Genomic DNA, 19917 nt, shown 5'->3' on the forward strand with positions numbered 1-19917 from the left:
AAGGTTTGATACAGATTTATGAAATTGTATCATGCTTATTTTTGACAAAGTGGTTTTTTACGGCTTGGCAAAAGTCCCAATCTTCAAACAAGCTTTCCCAATCTTCGATGACTTCAGGAGCCTTAATACTTTGGTCCAACAGCTCAAGAAACTGATCACGATCAATAATGACAGCGCCCATACTTTTCAGGTGATCAGTTGGCCAAGTTCCGCAGTCCAGGATTGCATAATTCAATTCTTCCAGTCGAATGGCTAGAGCGATCATTGCAAATTTTGAAGCGTGATTAATTCGTGTAAACATTGAGGAAATATGGAAATAGGAGCCAAAGGCGAATCCAAACAAACCGGCAACCAGTTTTTTGTTATACCAAACTTCGATGGAGTGTTTGTAACCTAAGTCATGCAAAACACAGCAGGATTTTCTACGTTCAGGTGTTAGCCAAGTGTAGTTTTCTCTTGATTCAGTGCACCCATTTACAACGTCAATAAAAGCTCTGTCTACCGTCAGATAAAAACTATTATGCTTGATTAGTCGCCACATAACTTTTGAAATATGAACCTGATCAGGAAACAGCACACAACGAATTTCTGATGTCCACCAGAGAATTGGCTGATTAATGAGTGATGATGGATAGATTCCGTTTTTAAAAGCGTAAATAATTCGTTCTGGAGTTAAATCGCCACCGATAGCCAATAATTCTCCAGCAGGTCCAATACGTATGTTCTTGTTTGAAGATGTATGAGGAGGAAAGTATAATTCATTGGTTAGACAGTATGCTTTTCCTCGGTACTGTAAATGACGTGTATAAAATGCTTTGAAAATGCCTTTAAAAAAGCGTTTATCCATTGTAATGAGTAGAAATTTTATTTTTTTTAGCACTGATTTTACTCCTATAAATTAATATTTTGAGTTCGGATTTATTGGATATTTTTTATATACTCTTTATTTGCCCCAAAAATTGATTATTACGCAAGAATCTAGGAAAATCAATTAAGTATTAAAATATTATTAATATAAAGCATCCAACAGGTATTGACTAATCTCTGGATATGTGATATAGTGACTTCGTAAAAGTAAATACTTTAATATTCGAATATTCTCCTGCTTTCATTTTAATAGTTACAAAAAATGATCGCATATTTATCAAATGCATAGGTTTAAGAGACGTTTAATAGATGACAACTAATGATTGAGTTGTATTAATTACAGTTTTATTTTCTAGGAGTAAATACGGACCTGTTAAAATTCAGTGGCGTAAAGTTTAGTGCCTATAAGTCGGTAGGTAGCTAACGAAAGGAAGGTATCAACAAAAAAACAGAGTTAAGTTAATAAGTATCGTGGAATAACTTTCCAACGATAAAGGCAAACCTGTTGAAAAACAGGGACGCAAAACTAAAGGGCCTGTAAAATGGCAGCCAGTTACCGAAGGGGAAGTTTTTTATTTGAAATTATTTTTGTTCTGAATTCATCGTTATCCAACGATAAAGGCAAACCAATTGAAAAGTTGGGACGCAAAGCTAAGGGCCTGTAAAATGGCAGCCAGCTACCGAAAGGAATACCATCATGAAAAAGTTATCTGTTTTTTTAGTCACACTATTTGTATTATTCAGTGCGATGCCAGTAAATTCAGCGTTTGCTGCCAGAGTTAGACCCCCAAGAAGACCGATTAGAATTACTCAACCGGTAGTGACAGAACCGGTAGTGACAGAACCGGTAGTGACAGAACCGGTAGTGACAGAACCGGTAGTCACAGAACCGGTAGTCACAGAACCGATAGTGACAGAACCAGAAGTTACAGAACCAACGACACCTGTCAGTCAGGAAGTCAGCGTCAAAGATTTTGGAGCGAAAGGGGATGGTATCAGCGATGATACCTTGGCCATTCAAAAAGCCATTAACGAGGCAAGCAGTAAAAATGTCACCTTGTTAATTCCGGCGGCAACCTATGTGGTTACGAGTCAATTGGAAATGAAGAACAATACAAAAATCAGCGGCTATGGTGCAACCTTGTACATGGCACCCCAGCAGTCAACAGTTGCCAATATTTTATGGTCAAATCCAGATTCGTATATTTCTAATGTAACGATCGAAGGATTGAAACTAGAATCTCAAAACACGATTGCAGGTGCCGAGTATTACGCAAACAGCATGATCAGCAACGTTCAGGGGATGTTTTTTCAGGGCATCAGTAACCTGACGATCAAAGATGTTTCGATGGATAGTATGTATGTAGGCTTAAAAATGGGACAATCTGGAAGCAACCGGAATCAGGGAGTTACTGTCAGCAACCTCAATATCGATAGAACTGGCATGCCTGTTCAGGTTTCTGGTACCAACGATTTAATCATGACAGATAGCATTCTGAATGCCAATTCTGGCGGAACGAAGTGGCTTCATGCAGCATACATCCGAGGCGATAACAGTAATTTCCTTTTTAACAATGTTGAATTTAATAATGCCCCTGGTGGCGGTATTGCAGTAGCTGGCAATGATAAATTCCCCACTGCACCCGATCATATTGTCTTTGAGAATTGTCGTATTAAAAACAGTGTTGTCGGTATGCACGTCAATACTGGTGCAAACAATGTGAGTATCTCAGGTTTAACCATCGAAGGAAGCAGTTTGGGGTTTAAGATAACGGATGCAAACAACCTGAATATCAAAGATGTAAACATTAGCGGTGCGATGCCATCAACTACTGATCTTGGTGCATTCATTATTAATAATAGTTATCAAGCAAATATAGAAAATGTTACAGTCGATGCCAATGGTATGGCAGGAGCCTTATTCTGGCTAATTGGTGAAGTAAAAGATACTAACGTTTCTGGAATGAATGTAACGAATGTGGATAAGATTCCCTTGATTAGTGCCAACAGCGCGTCTCAAACGACCAATGTTGTTGTAGAAAACTCCAGTTTTGAATATAACAATATCGATAAATACGGAATTGGTTTCAGAGGCGTTGGTTCACAAGCAGTGCTTCAAAACAATACCTTTGTAAATAACGGTGCTGAATATTCTTATCTGATCTACAATCCCGAAGGAACAGCTATTCAGGTATCTGACAATTCTTACAGCGGATTCCAAAGCTTGACTTCCAGCTCGGACTTTTCAGTAGCTACCAATAATTTCAACCTTCTGTCAGCAAAAGTTGACTAATCGATTTTAAAAATGGACATATCGTTTATCGTATTAATTCAATAAAGCAATTACTAAAAGCCTTGCTCTTTTGAACAAGGCTTTATTTTACAAATTAAAGTGGTCGAATATTAACAATTTTGTCCACGATAAAGGCAAACCAATTGAAAAGTTGGGACGCAAAACTAAGGGCCTTAACTCAAAGAGAAAGGTAGCCGGTTGCCGAAAGGAGCAAAAAAATGAGTTATAGTTTGGATCATCGCGCAAAGAAAATTTGTGTAAGTGTGGTGGTAATCCTATTGATGTTAAGTAGCGTTTTTTCTTCGAACGTTTTAGCAGCAACCATCGATACCGAAGCGACTGAATTACCTGGAGTCACCTATCAGACCCATATACAAAATGAAGGTTGGTCACAGGGCTGGATGAGTAGTGGTGAACTCTCCGGTTCAGAAGGAAAGGGATATCGCCTCGAGGGAATAAAAATAAATCTGACTGGAAGCGTCCCCTCAGGGTTAGAAATTGAATATCGGACACATGTGCAAAATAAGGGATGGGAGCAGGAATGGGCTACAAACGGAGAATTTTCAGGATCTGAAGGCGAAGGATTTCGGCTGGAAGGAATCCAGATTAGATTAACCGGTGAGAATGCAGCAAATTATTCTGTTAAATACCGAACCCATATTCAAAATGAAGGTTGGGTTCAAGGTTGGGTGTCAGACGGGGCACTCTCAGGCTCGGAAGGAAAAAGTCTGCGCTTAGAGGCAATTGAAATCATCATTGAAAAGCAGTCAGCTGGAGTAGCCAACGAACCCGCAGACCCAGTGGTTACAGACCCAGTGGTTACAGACCCAGTGGTCACAGACCCAGGAGTCACAGACCCAGGAGTCACAGACCCAGGAGTCACAGAACCAACCCCACCAGTGAGTCAGGAAGTCAACGTCAGAGATTTTGGTGCGAAAGGCGATGGTGTCAGTGATGATACATCAGCGATACAAAAAGCCATTAACGAGGCAAGTAGTAAAAATGTAACCTTAACAATGCCTGCTGCAACCTATATGGTTACGAGTCAACTGGAATTAAAGAATAATACAAAAATTAGCGGCTATGGCGCGACTTTATACATGGCGCCCCAGCAGTCAGCAGTTGCAAATATTCTATGGTCGAATCCCGCATCATATATTTCAAACGTAACCATTGAAGGATTGACACTAAAATCTCAAAACACGATCGCTGGAACCGATTATTATGCAAACAGCATGATCAGTAATGTGCAGGGGATGTTTTTTCAGGGGATCAGTAACCTGACGATCAAAGATGTCGCTATGGACAGTATGTATGTTGGCATAAAAATGGGGCAATCTGGAAGTACTCGAAATACTGGAATTACCATCAGCAATCTGAAAATTGATAAATCTGGCATGCCGATTCAAATTTCAGGAACCAATAACTTTACGATGACAGACAGTGTTTTGAATTCGAGCGAGGGCGGAACAAAATGGTTACATTCGGCATACATCCGCGGTGATAACAGTCATTTTTACTTTGGAAATGTCGAGTTTAACAATGCTTCTGGAGGAGGAATTGCGGTGGCTGGCAATGACAAATTCCCTACCGCTCCTGATCATATCGTTTTTGAGAACTGTCGTATTAAAAACAGTGTCGTCGGTATGCACATCAATACCGGTGCGAATAACGTTACCATCAGAGGATTAAGCATCGAAGGCAGTAGTCTGGGATTCAAAATTGTAAATGCAAATAACTTAAGCATAAACGATGTAAATATCAGCGGAGCCATACCATCGACCTCCGATATTGGAGCGTTCAGCATTGGTAACAGTTCGCAGTCAAATATTTCAAATGTTACTGTCGACTCAACCGGTATGGCAGGAGCACTATTCTGGTTAATCGGAGAAGTAAAGGATACAAATATTTCTGGCATGGACGTAACGAATGTGGATAAAATTCCTTTAATAAGTGCTAACAGCGCATCAAAAACGACCAACGTCGTTGTTGAAAATTCAAACTTTAAATACAAAAGCATTGATAAATATGGCATCGGATTCAGAGGCGTGGGATCGCAGGCAGTCCTTCGAAATAATACCTTTACGAACAGTGGTACGGCGTATTCTTATTTGATTTACAACCCGGAAGGAACGTCAATTCAAGTATCTGATAATTCGTATAGCGGATTTCAGCGGTTGAATGCCAGTTCTGATTTCTCGGTAGTTGCCAACAACTTTAACCTTTTGACAGCAAAAGTTGACTAGAGAACGATCGATCAAAATCATTTCACACAATCTCAAAAATAAAAGTTTTGAAAAGTCTTGTTTTAAACAGGGCTTTTTTTAAGTTATGATAAAACAATATAAAAATGGAAAACTATTTTATCGGAATGAATATTAATTAAAAAACTGGTAAGATGGGAGCAAAAAGGGTAAAATATAAATTATCTATCAAAAAAAACAAGTCGATAATAAAGGCGGTTGTAAAAATGAAGATACTAATTACTGGGGTAGCAGGCTTTATTGGTTTTCATTTGGCGAATTTAATGCTTAGACAGAATCATCAAATTGTAGGCGTTGATAATCTGAACGATTATTATGAACAATCGTTAAAGAAAGATCGATTAGCAATTTTGGAAGCACATAAACAATTTTTATTTTACAAGGCTGATTTAAAAGATAAGCCTTCAGTTGATAAGATTTTTGAAACACATCGTCCAGAGTATGTAATTAATTTGGCAGCCCAGGCGGGAGTTCGTTTTTCGATTAGCAATCCCTATGCCTATCTTGATTCAAATCTCATCGGATTTATGAATGTACTTGAAGCATGTCGCAATTACCCGGTTAGGCATCTAATATATGCTTCGTCAAGTTCTGTTTATGGTGGAAATAAAGTTGTGCCATTTTCTACGAACCATAATGTTGATCATCCGGTTTCCCTTTATTGTGAACTTTGCATCTAGGTTACACTAAGTCATAAAAAACTGTGTGAGAAAGTCTCAAAACCCCAGTAAAATCAAGGAAATTCACTTGCAAAACGTAGAAAAAAGTAGTATAATTTTAGTGTAACAGTTACACTAAAGGAGGCTGCTCATGTACTACGATTACACAGTCAAAATCCCTTTGGTTAGGGGCAAGATAATCACCAAGAAAAAGGGCGATTCAACTTATGTCCTTTTTCAATACGGCCAACAATACAATGTCGAAAAGAAATATGCCATACCCCAACGTACCATCATCGGAAAGATTCATTCAGATAATCATGATGTCATGTATCCGAACGAGAAATTTCAAGATTACTTTCCGGAGGTTACCCTTCCAGAAGAACTGCCGGATTCTTATCGAAGCTGCGCTTTGAAGATTGGTTCATATGCGGTAATCCAAAAGGTTCTCCAAGAATATAAGTTAGAGAATCTTCTGAATACATGGTTTCCAAAAGACTGTGGATTACTACTCGATCTAATGGCATATCTGATTGTTGATGAAGAAAATGCAGGCCAGTACTATCCTGATTTTGCATTTAACCACCCACTGTTTTCGGAGGGAATGAGGATATACAGCGATTCAAAAGTAAGCCGGTTCCTTAAATCAGTTACTCGGGAACAGATTATTGGCTTCCTAAATGACTGGAACAAAAAACGTGATCATAAACAATGCATTTACATTTCGTATGATTCAACAAACAAGAACTGCCAAGCCGGTGATATTGATCTTATAGAATACGGCAAAGCGAAGGATGAAAAAGGACTTCCAGTGTTTAATCTTGCATTAGCATTTGATAAGACCAACCGAGTTCCGCTATTTTATGAGGAATATCCAGGTTCAATAACCGATGTTTCCCAGTTTGAGTATATGGTAGACAAGGTGAAAGAGTACAATTATAAATCGGTCGGTTTTATTCTGGACAGAGGATATTTCAGCAAAGCCAATATAAAATACATGGAAGATAATGGTTACTCCTTCATCATCATGGTTAAAGGCCGTAAAAATCTCRTATCTGAGCTGATAACAGCGAACCGAAATACATTTGAAACTGATCGTGAGTGTGCTATCCGTTCATACAGAGTTTATGGAAAAACAGTTTTAGCTAAGTTGTATGAGGACGATAATACTCTTAGATATTTCCATTTATACTTCAACCCTTCCAAACAGGCTGCTGAGAGAGAACAGCTGGAGCAACTGATTGAAAGACTTGGATTGTATTTGGAAAAACATATTGGAAAAGATATCACACTTGGGAACGTATATCACGAATATTTTGACCTTCGCTATAACAACAAGCATGCGCTTGTCTCGTATACAGAAAAAAAGGATGTCGTTCGGAAAAAGTTGGAGCAATGCGGTTATTTCTGCATTATCACCTCTACTGAAATGACTGTATCACAGGCACTTATCCATTACAAAGGTCGGGATATCTCTGAAAAACTATTCAGCACGGACAAATCGTTTATTGGGTCTAAAAGCAACCGGGTTCACACTTCCGAATCATTGTCTGCAAAGCTGTTTATCGAATTTATTGCACTGATTGTCCGTAACAGAATCTACAACCTCTTGAAGGAAACGATGCTTCGATTAGATACAAAACCGAATTATATGACGGTGCCTGCGGCGCTTCGCGAACTGGAAAAAATCGAAATGGTTAGACGGAGTAAAGACCATTATCGGCTTGATCACGCCGTAACCAAACGGCAGAAGGTTATTCTAAGTTCATTCGGCATGGACGAGAATAATATTCGTGATATTGCAAGCGGAATCGGCAATCTATTGTCGAAGAACCAGTCGCTGATGACAAATACAGATAGCCAGAATGAGGAGGAATACGACGATGGCGCGGACGAAATCGATAACTTCGATTGAAACTGAAATTACAAGAATAAATAGTGAGCTAACAAAACTTCAAGAAAAACAGGAGGCTCTATCGGACAGATTGTTGGAACTTCAAAAGCAAAAGAAGGAACACGAGGCCAAACAAGTAATGGAGGCTTTCCAAAAAAGTGGCAAAAGCTTGCAGGAGCTGATGACATTTTTAGATGTCTGAGGCAACGGTTTTGAGTTTCAAAAAGTATTTAGTGTAACTTTTATGCAAAGTTGAGGTTTATGCGGCAACAAAAAAAGCGAACGAACTGATGGCACATACATACAGCCATTTATATAATATTCCAACAACGGGATTGCGGTTTTTCACGGTCTATGGACCGTATGGAAGACCGGACATGGCTTATTTTTCCTTCGTTAAGGATATCTTGTCAGGAACACCGATAAAGGTTTTTAATCACGGTGAAATGAAAAGGGACTTTACTTATGTAGACGATATTGTACGGAGTATCAGCCAATTAATTGATAAAATTCCCATTGCCAATGAGAATTGGGATGAACGCGTAGATGATTTAAGCACAAGTTTTGCACCGTATAAGATCTATAATATCGGAAATAACAGTCCGGTAGATTTAATGCACTTCATTACGATCTTAGAAGATCAACTGGGGATGAAAGCGGAAAAAATATTTATGGAGATGCAACCAGGTGATGTGTTGATAACCTATGCGGATGTCAGCGATCTTGAGAAAGATATTGGTTTTAAACCGAGTACAAGTATTGAAAAGGGTTTGGCTCAGTTTGTGAAATGGTATAAATCATATTACAAGATCAATAAATAAGATAACGACGGGGGATATTAAAATGAAGATAACAATCGCCGGAACCGGCTATGTGGGGTTGTCAAATGCCATTTTATTGGCTCAGAACAACGAGGTTATTGCACTTGATATTATAAAAGAAAAAGTTGCGATGATCAACAATAAAAAATCTCCGATTATTGACAGTGAAATTGAAGAATATCTAAATACCAGACAACTTAATTTACGTGCAACAACTGATAACTATGAAGCTTACAAAGATGCCGAGTATGTGATTATTTCAACACCAACAAATTATGATCCGGAAAAAAACCATTTTAATACCAGAACCGTTGAAGCGGTTATTGCAAACGTTTTGGCCATCAATCCAGATGCGGTGATGATTATAAAATCTACCATCCCAGTTGGTTATACAGAGGCCATAAAAGAAAAATTTGAAGCAGAGAATATTATCTTTTCACCAGAATTTTTAAGAGAAGGGCATGCTTTGTATGACAATCTTTATCCGTCAAGAATTGTGGTTGGAGAGCGCTCAGAACGTGCACAAGTCTTTGCGGAATTACTGGCTCAGGGTGCGTTAAAAAAAGATATTCAAATTCTTTACACGAATTCTACGGAGGCAGAAGCAATCAAACTTTTTGCCAATACATACCTGGCTTTAAGAGTCGCTTATTTTAATGAGCTCGATTCATATGCAGAGGTAAGAGGTCTCAATACTCACGATATTATTCAGGGTGTAAGTTTGGATCCTCGAATTGGCAATTATTATAACAACCCGTCTTTTGGTTATGGCGGCTATTGTTTGCCGAAAGATACCAAACAATTGCTGGCAAATTACGCCGACATTCCTCAAAACATTATGTCGGCAATTGTGGATGCAAATCGTACCAGAAAAGATCATGTTGCAGATATGATCATAAAAAGAAAACCTAAAATTGTCGGCATTTTTCGGTTAACAATGAAGATGAATTCTGATAATTTTCGTGAGTCGGCTATTCAAGGTGTCATGAAACGAATTAAAGCGAAGGGAATTGAAGTGGTTGTGTTTGAACCAACTCTTGAGGAAAGTGATTTCTTTAATTCCAGAGTGATAAGAGATTTGGATGAATTCAAAAAAATTGCTGATGTCATTGTTGCTAATCGCCTTTCGGACGAGATAATAGATGTTGTCGATAAGGTATATACACGGGACTTGTTTAGTCGCGATTAAAAAGGGCTTGAAATGTACTAGATCCCATTGAAAGGAATGCTCAAAGCGTGAGATAATGATTGATACACACATACATATGATACCAGGAGTAGACGATGGTGCGAAAGATTTAGAAACTTCAGTTCAGATGATGCATATGGCAATGAATGAAGGGGTGAATGAGATGATCCTGACACCCCATTTTAATATGCCGGCCTATCATAATCAAAAGGTGGACAAGCAGTATCAATTGCTAAAAGAATATATTGTCAGAGAAAAGATTGATTTTAAGCTACATTTAGGTAACGAGATTTATCTTAGTGAAGAAAGCATGGCTGGGATCGATCAAGGAAAAGCCCATACCATGGGTGACAGTCGATACTTACTGATTGAACTCCCCTATTATCATTATTATCCATTTCACGAATCAATGCTTTTCGAGCTCCAGGAAAAAGGTTATAAAATAGTTCTAGCTCATGTCGAACGGTATGAAATATTTTCAAAAAAACCGGAAAAATTTGCGTATTTGAGTAAGAACGGTATTTATGGACAACTTACATCGCGTTATATTATGGAAAGCAAAACCAGAAAAAAGGCACTTAAGTGGATCGAAACCGGATTAATTCATATTGTTGCTTCGGATGCACATGATATGATCAAACGCCCACCTTTTATGAAAATGGCTTATGAAACGGTGATAAAAGCTTTTGGTGAAGAATGTGGACAAATGCTCTTTACGGAGAATCCGGGAATGATAATCCAAGATTGCGAATTGATGGTGCCGGCTCTAAATAAAAGGAAAAGATTCTGGTTTCATTGATAAAAAATACTTAAATCAATGAAATTTTCAAATGATCGGAGTAAAGGTCATAATTAATCTGCCAAAAGTGAGGTAACCCATGGAAACAAAATTAAGCCGACAATTATTTCTTATTGTAGCTGATATAGTGGCAGTAAATGCGGCGTTTTTATTGACTTTATTTTTACATTATGAGGGAAATATACCGTCTGAAATCATTAGCATTTATATAAATAGTGTTTTTGTTTTTACGGTTGGAAAGCTGTTGATTTACAGGTATTTTGATTTATACAACAGTTTGTGGTCCTATGCTTCGGTAGAAGAGTTATTAAAAATTCTCCTGGCAGTAGTAGTAGCGAACGTATTTGGCATTATTTATCTCATCTATATGGGAGAAAGACTATATTTTGGAATCTATATAACAAGTATGCTTTTTGAGATTGCATTTGTCAGCAGTGGGCGTTTTAGTTATCGATTGATGCGAAGTCTTAAAAACAGAAAAATCTTTATGAAACAGGATCTTGAAAAGAAAATTTTAATTATTGGTAGTGGTGCTACCGCAACACTGATCGCAACAGAGATAAAAAATCATGCGTCAAACTATGGTCAGGTAATCGGATTTATTGATGATGATGCGACAAAGCTCAATAAAACAATTGCCGGGGTGAAAGTTCTGGGAAATAACTATGATATCGGCAGCGTTGCACACAAGTATAATGTTAATGAGATTATTATTGCCACCCCAACAGCAGACCCAACAACACTTCGCATGATAATCAGTGAGTGTAAGCGTACGGCTGCCAAGGTTCGAATTGTACCGGGGATTCGTGAAATGATTGATGGTCAGGTTTCACTTAGTAAAATTCGAGATGTTGAGATTGAAGATTTACTGGGTAGAGAAACGGTTAATCTTAATATACGAGAAGTTGTCAGTTATCTAGAAGGGAAGATTATCATGGTGACTGGCGGAGGCGGTTCAATTGGGTCTGAATTGTGTAGACAAATTGCCAGATTCAACCCGGGGAAATTAATTATTCTGGATAATTATGAGAATAGTGCTTATGAAATACAAAATGAACTGATTAATGATTATGAAGATAAGATTAATTTGGACGTAATCATTGCCTCGGTACGCGATCGTGATGATGTTTTTTCAATTATTGAAACCTACCATCCGGATGTTATTTTCCATGCCGCTGCCCACAAACATGTACCATTGATGGAACGTTCACCCTGGGAAGCGATCAAAAACAACGTTTTTGGGACAAAAAACATTGCCGAAGCTGCCCATGAGTTTGGTGTCGATCGCCTGGTGATGGTTTCGACAGATAAGGCGGTCAATCCTACTAACATTATGGGTGCTAGCAAGCGGATTTGTGAAATGATCATTCAAGGACTGGCCCGACAAAGTAAAACAAAGTTTACCGCTGTTCGTTTTGGAAATGTTCTTGGTAGTAACGGCTCGGTTGTTCCCTTGTTTAAAAAACAAATTAAGGAAGGCGGTCCTGTCACCGTAACACATAAAGAGATCATCCGCTTTTTTATGACCATACCAGAAGCGGCGCAATTGGTAATACAATCCGGTGCTATCGCAAAAGGTGGAGAGATCTTTGTGTTGGATATGGGCCAACCAGTGAAAATATTTGACCTGGCGGTTGACCTCATTAAGCTTTCAGGATTAAAGCTTAATGAAGATATAGAGATTGAGATCATCGGGCTAAGACCAGGAGAAAAGCTATACGAAGAGCTGCTGATGGATGAAGAAGGCTTAACAGAAACCCGATTTGAAAAAATCAGAGTAGGTAAACCGGGTGATATTGACTATACCAAGCTTAAAAATTCACTTGAAGAACTGAGACCCTTGCTTAACTTATCTAACAAAAAAGCGCTGATCAATAGGGTTAAAACGATTGTCCCTACCTATAAAGACAATTCTGAAGTTAATCATAACAATGGGGATTACCTAAAATAGACATCGAATTGTCTGGTTAACTGTTTTAGTTCTTCAATTCATGCAAGTTAAACTGAGAAAGGAATCAAACGCCATGAAAAAACGAAAATCAATTATATTTCTATGGAGTGTTTTAATCCTGGTAATGGTTGTCAGTTTGTTCATCTTTTTAAATATGAATGACAGATCGTCGATCGGTAATAACCAGAACTCTAACTCAGAAAATGAAACAGATTTAGGTTCGATCGAGGATGTTTTAAATCAAAATAATGAAGATTTATTGGAATTGGTTGATACGAGAAAAACCGTTATTTTTGCAATTTATGGAACAGATGAACGCTCCGATGAAACGGGTAGAAGTGATATTATCATGGTGTTAATGTATGATCCGATTCAGGAAAAAATGGTAATGGCTTCACTGCCCAGAGATTTAAGGGTTAATGTCCCCGGGTATGGACTTGATAAAATCAATCATGCCTATGCTTATGGGGGAAGAGAATTAATTGATCAGACGATTGAGGAATTGTTGGGTATTAAGCTGGACTTTTCAGTAAAACTGGATTTTGATACATTTGCCAGTATCATTGAAGCGACCGGCGGTGTGAATATAATAGCACAAAAGGACTTTTATAAAAATGAGAATCAGTTAGTTATTGGTCAAGGAGAACAGCTATTAAATGGAAAAGATGCACTCTTTTATGTGAGATTCCGCAGCGATGGTGATGGCGACTATGGTCGGATTGCAAGACAGCAAGAAGTGGTTAAGGCGTTAATGAGGAATTTATCAACGATGAGTCTCAAAAAGAAATTACAATTGGTTGAAACCTATTATAACAATGGGATTGAGACGGATGCTAATATAGCTAAACTCAAAGAGTATCTCAATATGAGTGGCGGCGATGAAAATCTTACTTTTGAAAATTACCGCTTAAAAACTTATTCGGAAATTATCGATGGGTTATGGTATGAGTTATACAATCAGGAAGATTTGGATGTGATTATTAATTTGTTTAATGTTAATGAAGACATCAATCAGGAAAACTGGAACTGAAGTACTTAGTTGGCTTTAAAAGAAAGGAAAACGAAATGGAAACGACAAAAGAAGTAAATTTCAAAGAACTTTTCGAAATCATCATTAAGAAATGGTGGCTGATCCTGTTGCTGACAATTATTGGTTTCGGGGCGGCTTATGTTTATACGATAAAATATGTGACTCCCGTCTATGAGGCGAATACGGTTTTGTACATTGGTCAGGAAGGGGGGAGTTTGGGGTCAATTGATGTTTCTTTGGGTCAATTAAATGCGAATAGTCAACTCCTCGTCGATTACAAGCAAATTGCAGCAACCCGATTGGTAGTCAATGAAGTAATAAAAAACCTGGGGTTGACAATTTCCTATGATGAATTTAAAGAAAATGTTATTATCGAAAGTGTTTCGGATTCGCGGCTTTTTACAGTTGGATTTAGACACTCTGATCCACAAGTCGCGAAACAGATTGCCGATGAACTGGCTAAACAATTAACAGTTGCCGTCTTACAAATTGTTGGAGTAGAGAATATTCGAATCCTGGATCAGGCCTTGGTACCACAAGCGCCTGTTTCACCTAATACGCTTCTAAATGCTGTTATTGGCGGTTTGTTAGGTTTTTTTATAGCATTGTTTGTAATAATTTTGATGTTCCTGATTAATGATACGGTCAGAAATGACGAAGATATCGAAAATTTGATTAACATATCAGTTTTGGGTGACATTCCGGAATTTAAAGGGGAGGTTCGATAACATGGATACATTAAATTTAATCACACTAAGCGACCCCACATCACTTATAACTGAGAGTTATAAGTTGTTACGGACAAATATAAATTTTAAAAATTCAAATAACCGATATCAGGTGATGCTTATAACCAGTGCCGGGAAAGAAGAAGGGAAAAGTACGACAATTGCAAACCTGGCAGTAACATTTGCTCAGGCTGACAAGCGGGTATTGTTAATTGATGCCGATTTAAGGTTACCCAATATAAGTGCAATTTTTAATATTAATAAAAGAAAAAACGGTTTGTCCAATCTGCTTATGGATGACTTGGCATTAGAGTCACTTGTTAACAAAATGGAAAATCTTGATAAATTAGAAATTCTGACCTCGGGCAATAAACATGCTTCACCAACGGAGCTGCTGAATTCAGAAGTATTTGAAACCTTTATCAAACAATGTCGAGAAGAATACGATGTAATTCTCATTGACACACCGCCAGTACTAAGTTTTGCTGATGCTAGCATCATTTCAAAAGTGGTTGATGGTGTTTTATTGGTTATCGCTGCCAATCAAACAAAAAAATCAACGATTATTGAAGCAAAAAAAAATCTGGATAAGGTGGGCGCAACCGTCATCGGTGCGATCCTGACAAAAGTGAAGTTTAAGAAAAATGCGAACTACTACAGATATAATTCTGTCAAAGCAAAGTAACCACGCATGAAACAAAATGCGATACCGGGTATTAGTTCAAGTATTCTGGAAAATTCGAGAATAATCTGATAATATTTAGCAAAAAGAGTGGAAAATAAACGTTAAAAAGGATATAATAAAACAGCTTATGATAGAGGCTATTTGTCAGTGTTCTGATGAAGGCCTCTTCTTTACGGAAAGGTGACCAAATTATAGAAAACCAGTTGAAATGTAAGTAGACGAGATCACATCCGTAAATTAGGCGATGTGCATCGGAATGACTAATAAATAGTTAAAAAAACTGTGCAGAGCTTACTTAACTTGGATTGCCGACTAAATAAATCAGTGGAGGATTAACGATTAATGATAACAGTATCAGAACTAAGTTTAAATTTTAGCGGAACGAATCTTTTTTCCAATGTAAATATAAAATTTACCCCGGGGAATTGTTATGGGGTTATTGGGGCGAATGGCGCTGGTAAGACCACCTTTTTAAAAATACTATCTGGTGAGATTGAGCCATCAACCGGTAACGTTTTTATTCCTGAACACATGCGGATGTCAGTGCTTAAGCAGGATCATTACGCCTTTGATGCGTTTTCGGTTCTGGATACCATAATGATGGGGAATCAGCATCTTTACGCTGTAATGAAAGAAAAAGACGCGCTGTATATGAAGGAAGATTTTTCCGATGCAGATGGCATCCGGGCGGGCGAACTGGAAGGTGAATTCGCTGAAATGGGCGGCTGGGAAGCCGAATCCGATGCTTCCCGAATTATTCAGGGCCTTGGTCTGGGGGTTGATATTCTCGACGCCAGTATGGATAGCCTTGGTGGTAACGAAAAGGTTAAGGTCTTATTGGCCCAGGCTTTATTTGGCAAGCCCGAGATTATCTTACTGGATGAGCCCACTAATCACCTTGACATTCAAGCGGTGGAATGGCTGGAAGAATTTTTAATGGATTATGAAGGAACGGTTATTGTGGTATCCCATGACCGCTATTTCCTCAATAATGTCTGTACCCATATTGTCGATATTGACTTTGCTAAGATTAAGGTTTATGTTGGTAACTATGATTTCTGGTATGAGTCTAGTCAATTGATACAGCGCTTATTAAAAGATCAAAACAAGAAAAATGAGGACAAGGCCAAAGAACTGCAGAACTTTATTGCCCGATTCTCGGCTAATAAATCCAAGTCCAAACAGGCCACTTCCCGTAAAAAAATGTTGGATAAGTTAGACATCGAAGACATGCCCTCATCATCCCGAAAATATCCATGGGTCGGTTTCCAGATTGATCGGGAGCCGGGCAAGGAAATTCTAACGGTTGAGCATTTATCAAAAACTGTCGATGGGGTTAAAGTTCTCAACAACGTCAGTTTTCGGGTCAATAAGGATGATAAGATTGCTTTTGTGGCGGAGAATGAGATTGCCATGACGACCTTATTTAGAATACTTATGGAAGAAATTGAACCGGACGAAGGCAGTTTCAAATGGGGCGTCAGTACCACCCAGTCTTATTTCCCCAAAGATAATAGTGACTATTTTAATGGCTGTACCCTGAATATCTGCCAATGGCTTCAGCAATACACCGAAGAAATCACGGAAACCTATATCCGCGGGTTCCTCGGTCGAATGCTATTTTCCGGAGATGATATTTATAAAGAGGTTCAGGTTCTTTCCGGAGGAGAAAAAGTTCGCTGTATGCTTTCAAAAATCATGATGTTTGGCTCAAACGTGCTGGTTTTGGATCAGCCAACCAATCACCTTGATCTGGAGTCGATCACTGCCGTCAACAATGGTCTGATTGATTTTAAGGGCATCTTGCTATTTGCCAGTCATGATCACCAGTTTATGCAAACTGTGGCCAATCGAATTATTGAAATCAGAGAAGAAGGCATTATCGATCGATTATCGACCTATGATGAATTCATCAACTATAAAAAAACGTTGTCTTAATATTTATAAAAGCACACCTCTAATGATGGAAAAGAGATCGTCCATTTAGAGGAGTGCTTTTTTTATTCAATAAAATCACTATTTTACGTCGTTGATGTCCCGGTTTTTAAAATGACTGTTATAATTGCCATAAAAATGATATAATTCAGAAAGTTAATTCGAATGAATACATAGAGGTGCTCCATGGAAAACTTGGTATTCTTATTATCAATTGTCTTTTTTGTCTTTTTTATCTTTTATATATTATCAGGATTCTATGTCTTTTTTAAATTACCCCATGTTATTTCAACGAAGAAGGTCTATTTTTATCTTACGATTGCAATGGTTTTTGGTGGGATACTGAATTTTGTTACCCGGTATCTTATGAGCAAGGAATCCAATCTTACCGACGTATTGGTTTTAAGTTCCGTTTTGATTGGTTTTGGATTAATCATTCAGGTTGTGCAGCGGCTAGCGTTACCGGATCGGTGGAAAGATTTTGTCAATGTTTCACTGCTTGCGATATTGGTACCCATCGTTACGATGCAATTTCTGGAATTTGGGGCAATTACGATTTGGGCATTTCCTTTTATTTTAATTATTCCTTTTCTGGTCTTTAGAGAAATCGTTTATTTGGGAATGATGGCCGTCTCTATTATTTTAACTCAAATTATTGTCTGGGTAATGATGCCGCTCGTTTATGTGAAGTTAAGTGGTGTTGATTACTTGCTCAGAATTGGCTTGTTTTGTATTGGGATATGGCTGTGCTATTATATTAATCAGTTATTTTTACTAAGACTCAATGAAACGGCAGAAAAGATGAGACTTCAAGAATTGATCACCCAGATTTCATCCGATTGTGTCGGCATTAATCAGCATAATTTTGAAGCGAGTATCAACAATTTATTAAAAATCAGTAGTGAATTTTTTTTGATTGATCGTGCCTATATCTGCCTTTTTGATCAGGAGCGTGAAACATTTTCATGCATCCAGGATTATTGTCGTCAAGGCATAAAATCTGGTCAGGAGTTCATTCAAAACTTGCCGATTAATCGCAATCACTGGCGGATGGAAAAAATTCTTGAGAATGAACTGTTTGTCGCATCGGATATCAGTAAACTCCCTCAATTTGTTAATGCAGAAATTTTTAATATGGGTATTAGTTCGATTAAAGCTCAGATCATTGCACCGATTACCAGTAAAGAAAAAATTATTGGGTTTTGGGGACTTGATCAGGAAACAAAAAGTTTAGAGTGGCAGGAAGATCACTTGAATTTTATGAAAATTATCGCAAATATATTAGGTGATACGCTTACCCGGATTGATGCTGAAAAAGAACTGAATTTTATGGCGCATTATGATGAAATCACGAAGCTGCCAAACCGCAATCTTTTTACAAATTTTCTCTATTTTAGTATTGTTAAACAGGAGTTTACCCAGACCCATCTGGGCGTTGTTTTTTTAGATCTCGACTCATTCAAAGTTGTTAATAATACAGTCGGCCACGGAATGGGAGATGAGCTGCTCTATCTGGTTGGTGAAAAGATCAAACATTTAATGAAAAAGACGGATTTAGTTTCCCGCTTCAGTGGTGACGAGTTTTTGATTATGATCAGTCATATTGAAAACAAAGGTGAAATGGCTTTGATTGCCGAAAAATTGATGAATCTTTTTTATGAACCCTTTATTCTCAAAGGACAGGAATTTTTCATGACGGCCAGTGCGGGGATTGCACTCTATCCAATTGATGGGAAAGATCCTGAAGAATTGATCATGAATGACGATATTGCCAAAATAAAGGCCAAAGAGAAAGGCCGAAATCAATATCTGCTCTGTTCTTCCGAAATGAAAGAAGAAGTAAATCGCCAGAATCAGCTTACGAATCATCTCTACCGGGCCCTGGAAAAAGGTGAGTTAATTGTCAATTACCAACCGCAAGTGTGTCTGAGTACGGGGCGAGTGACTGGGGTCGAATCACTCTTGCGTTGGCAGCATCCAGAATTAGGGCTCATCTCTCCGGCTGTCATCATCCCATTGGCTGAAAAGACAAGTTTGATTAATCCGATCGGTGAATGGGTTCTTGAAACTGCTTGTCGACAAAACAAGGCTTGGCAGGTTATGGGAATGGAACCGATATTAATGGCTGTTAATATTTCGGCCAGTCAGTTAAAAAACCCAAATCTGATCAGTCAGATCGAAGGAATTCTAAAGCGGACTGGCCTAAGTCCAGCATATCTGGAAGTGGAAATTACTGAAAGTACCGCCATTTTAGAATTCGGTGAAATTATCGGTAAGCTTAACAGCCTGAAAGAACTTGGCGTTTCGATAGCTATTGATGACTTTGGAACGGAGTATTCTTCATTGAGTCGTTTAAAAATGCTGCCTTTAGACCGACTGAAAATGGACAAGCAGTTTGTCGATGGTATCGGCTATAACCATAAGGATCAATCCATTGCCAATGCGATTATCCAACTTGGGAAAAGTTTAGGTTTGGCGGTGGTAGCAGAAGGTGTGGAAAAGGAAAAACAGGTAGCCTTTTTAAGAACGTCCCAATGTGACCTGATTCAGGGCTACTACTATTATAAACCACTTGATGCGCTAGAGATTGAAGAAATTCTAAGACGGCAGGGGTAACCGTTGGATCAGCTTTACTTAAAATATGCGGTAAGTTAGAGAGTAATTAAAGATTTGAATGCCCGAATGAGGTTTGTTTGTAGAATATTTAACAATTATGCTTGCGTTGAGCAACTAAAAAATTTACAAAGCCAGAAGCTTGGTTTATAATTAAGGTGATAAGATGAATCGGATCGAGAGGCTATA

Annotated in this window: 15 protein-coding genes and 3 riboswitches; of the genes, 14 read left to right on the forward strand and 1 reads right to left on the reverse strand. The window is 38.2% G+C overall.

Annotated elements, in window-relative coordinates:
- Positions 1-16 precede the first annotated feature (16 nt).
- Positions 17-880: a leucyl/phenylalanyl-tRNA--protein transferase gene (locus tag DOZ58_RS01545; RefSeq protein WP_111886688.1), complete on the reverse strand. Its 864-nt coding sequence runs from the start codon at positions 878-880 to the stop codon at positions 17-19.
- 472 nt (positions 881-1352) lie between these two features.
- Positions 1353-1428, forward strand: a riboswitch (cyclic di-GMP riboswitch).
- A 49-nt stretch (positions 1429-1477) separates the two neighbouring features.
- A riboswitch (cyclic di-GMP riboswitch) is annotated at positions 1478-1552 on the forward strand.
- 12 nt (positions 1553-1564) lie between these two features.
- Here DOZ58_RS01545 and DOZ58_RS01550 point away from each other — a divergent pair.
- The 14 genes from DOZ58_RS01550 to DOZ58_RS01615 all read left to right on the forward strand — a co-directional run bounded on the left by DOZ58_RS01550 (position 1565) and on the right by DOZ58_RS01615 (position 19731).
- Entirely contained in the window at positions 1565-3160 is a 1596-nt protein-coding gene (locus tag DOZ58_RS01550) for a glycosyl hydrolase family 28-related protein (RefSeq protein WP_111886689.1), read from the forward strand.
- Between the two features lie 123 nt (positions 3161-3283).
- A riboswitch (cyclic di-GMP riboswitch) is annotated at positions 3284-3366 on the forward strand.
- Positions 3367-3378: 12 nt separating this feature from the next.
- Positions 3379-5406, forward strand: coding sequence for a glycosyl hydrolase family 28-related protein (locus tag DOZ58_RS01555; RefSeq protein WP_111886690.1), 2028 nt, complete (start codon positions 3379-3381; stop codon positions 5404-5406).
- 224 nt (positions 5407-5630) lie between these two features.
- Positions 5631-6104 carry a GDP-mannose 4,6-dehydratase gene (locus DOZ58_RS01560; RefSeq protein ID WP_111886691.1) on the forward strand — a complete coding sequence of 158 codons (474 nt, stop codon included), beginning with the start codon at positions 5631-5633 and terminating at the stop codon, positions 6102-6104.
- Between the two features lie 130 nt (positions 6105-6234).
- Entirely contained in the window at positions 6235-7998 is a 1764-nt protein-coding gene (locus tag DOZ58_RS01565) for a transposase (protein WP_242988570.1), read from the forward strand.
- Positions 7967-8179, forward strand: coding sequence for a DUF4315 family protein (locus tag DOZ58_RS01570; RefSeq protein ID WP_162624376.1), 213 nt, complete (start codon positions 7967-7969; stop codon positions 8177-8179). The genes DOZ58_RS01565 and DOZ58_RS01570 overlap by 32 nt, the downstream gene beginning before the upstream one ends.
- Before the next feature lie 88 nt (positions 8180-8267).
- Positions 8268-8798: an NAD-dependent epimerase/dehydratase family protein gene (locus DOZ58_RS01575; protein WP_111886693.1), complete on the forward strand. Its 531-nt coding sequence runs from the start codon at positions 8268-8270 to the stop codon at positions 8796-8798.
- 22 nt (positions 8799-8820) lie between these two features.
- On the forward strand, positions 8821-9987 hold the full coding sequence (locus tag DOZ58_RS01580) for a nucleotide sugar dehydrogenase (RefSeq protein ID WP_111886694.1): 1167 nt from the start codon (positions 8821-8823) through the stop codon (positions 9985-9987).
- 55 nt (positions 9988-10042) lie between these two features.
- The gene (locus DOZ58_RS01585; protein ID WP_111886695.1) at positions 10043-10786 is read left to right on the forward strand and encodes a tyrosine-protein phosphatase; all 744 of its coding nucleotides are present in this window, start codon (positions 10043-10045) and stop codon (positions 10784-10786) included.
- A 79-nt stretch (positions 10787-10865) separates the two neighbouring features.
- Positions 10866-12737, forward strand: coding sequence for a nucleoside-diphosphate sugar epimerase/dehydratase (locus tag DOZ58_RS01590; protein WP_111886696.1), 1872 nt, complete (start codon positions 10866-10868; stop codon positions 12735-12737).
- A gap of 73 nt (positions 12738-12810) precedes the next feature.
- The gene (locus DOZ58_RS01595; RefSeq protein WP_162624377.1) at positions 12811-13767 is read left to right on the forward strand and encodes an LCP family protein; all 957 of its coding nucleotides are present in this window, start codon (positions 12811-12813) and stop codon (positions 13765-13767) included.
- Positions 13768-13802: 35 nt separating this feature from the next.
- Positions 13803-14495 (forward strand): YveK family protein, encoded by a 693-nt coding sequence (locus tag DOZ58_RS01600; protein WP_111886698.1) that lies wholly within the window; start codon positions 13803-13805, stop codon positions 14493-14495.
- Position 14496: 1 nt separating this feature from the next.
- Positions 14497-15180 (forward strand): CpsD/CapB family tyrosine-protein kinase, encoded by a 684-nt coding sequence (locus tag DOZ58_RS01605; RefSeq protein WP_111886699.1) that lies wholly within the window; start codon positions 14497-14499, stop codon positions 15178-15180.
- Positions 15181-15522: 342 nt separating this feature from the next.
- Entirely contained in the window at positions 15523-17118 is a 1596-nt protein-coding gene (locus DOZ58_RS01610) for an ABC-F family ATP-binding cassette domain-containing protein (protein WP_111886700.1), read from the forward strand.
- A gap of 183 nt (positions 17119-17301) precedes the next feature.
- Positions 17302-19731: an EAL domain-containing protein gene (locus DOZ58_RS01615; RefSeq protein WP_111886701.1), complete on the forward strand. Its 2430-nt coding sequence runs from the start codon at positions 17302-17304 to the stop codon at positions 19729-19731.
- The last annotated feature ends 186 nt before the right edge of the window (positions 19732-19917 follow it).

The organism is Acetobacterium sp. KB-1 (assembly GCF_003260995.1).
Lineage (GTDB): Bacteria > Bacillota > Clostridia > Eubacteriales > Eubacteriaceae > Acetobacterium > Acetobacterium carbinolicum.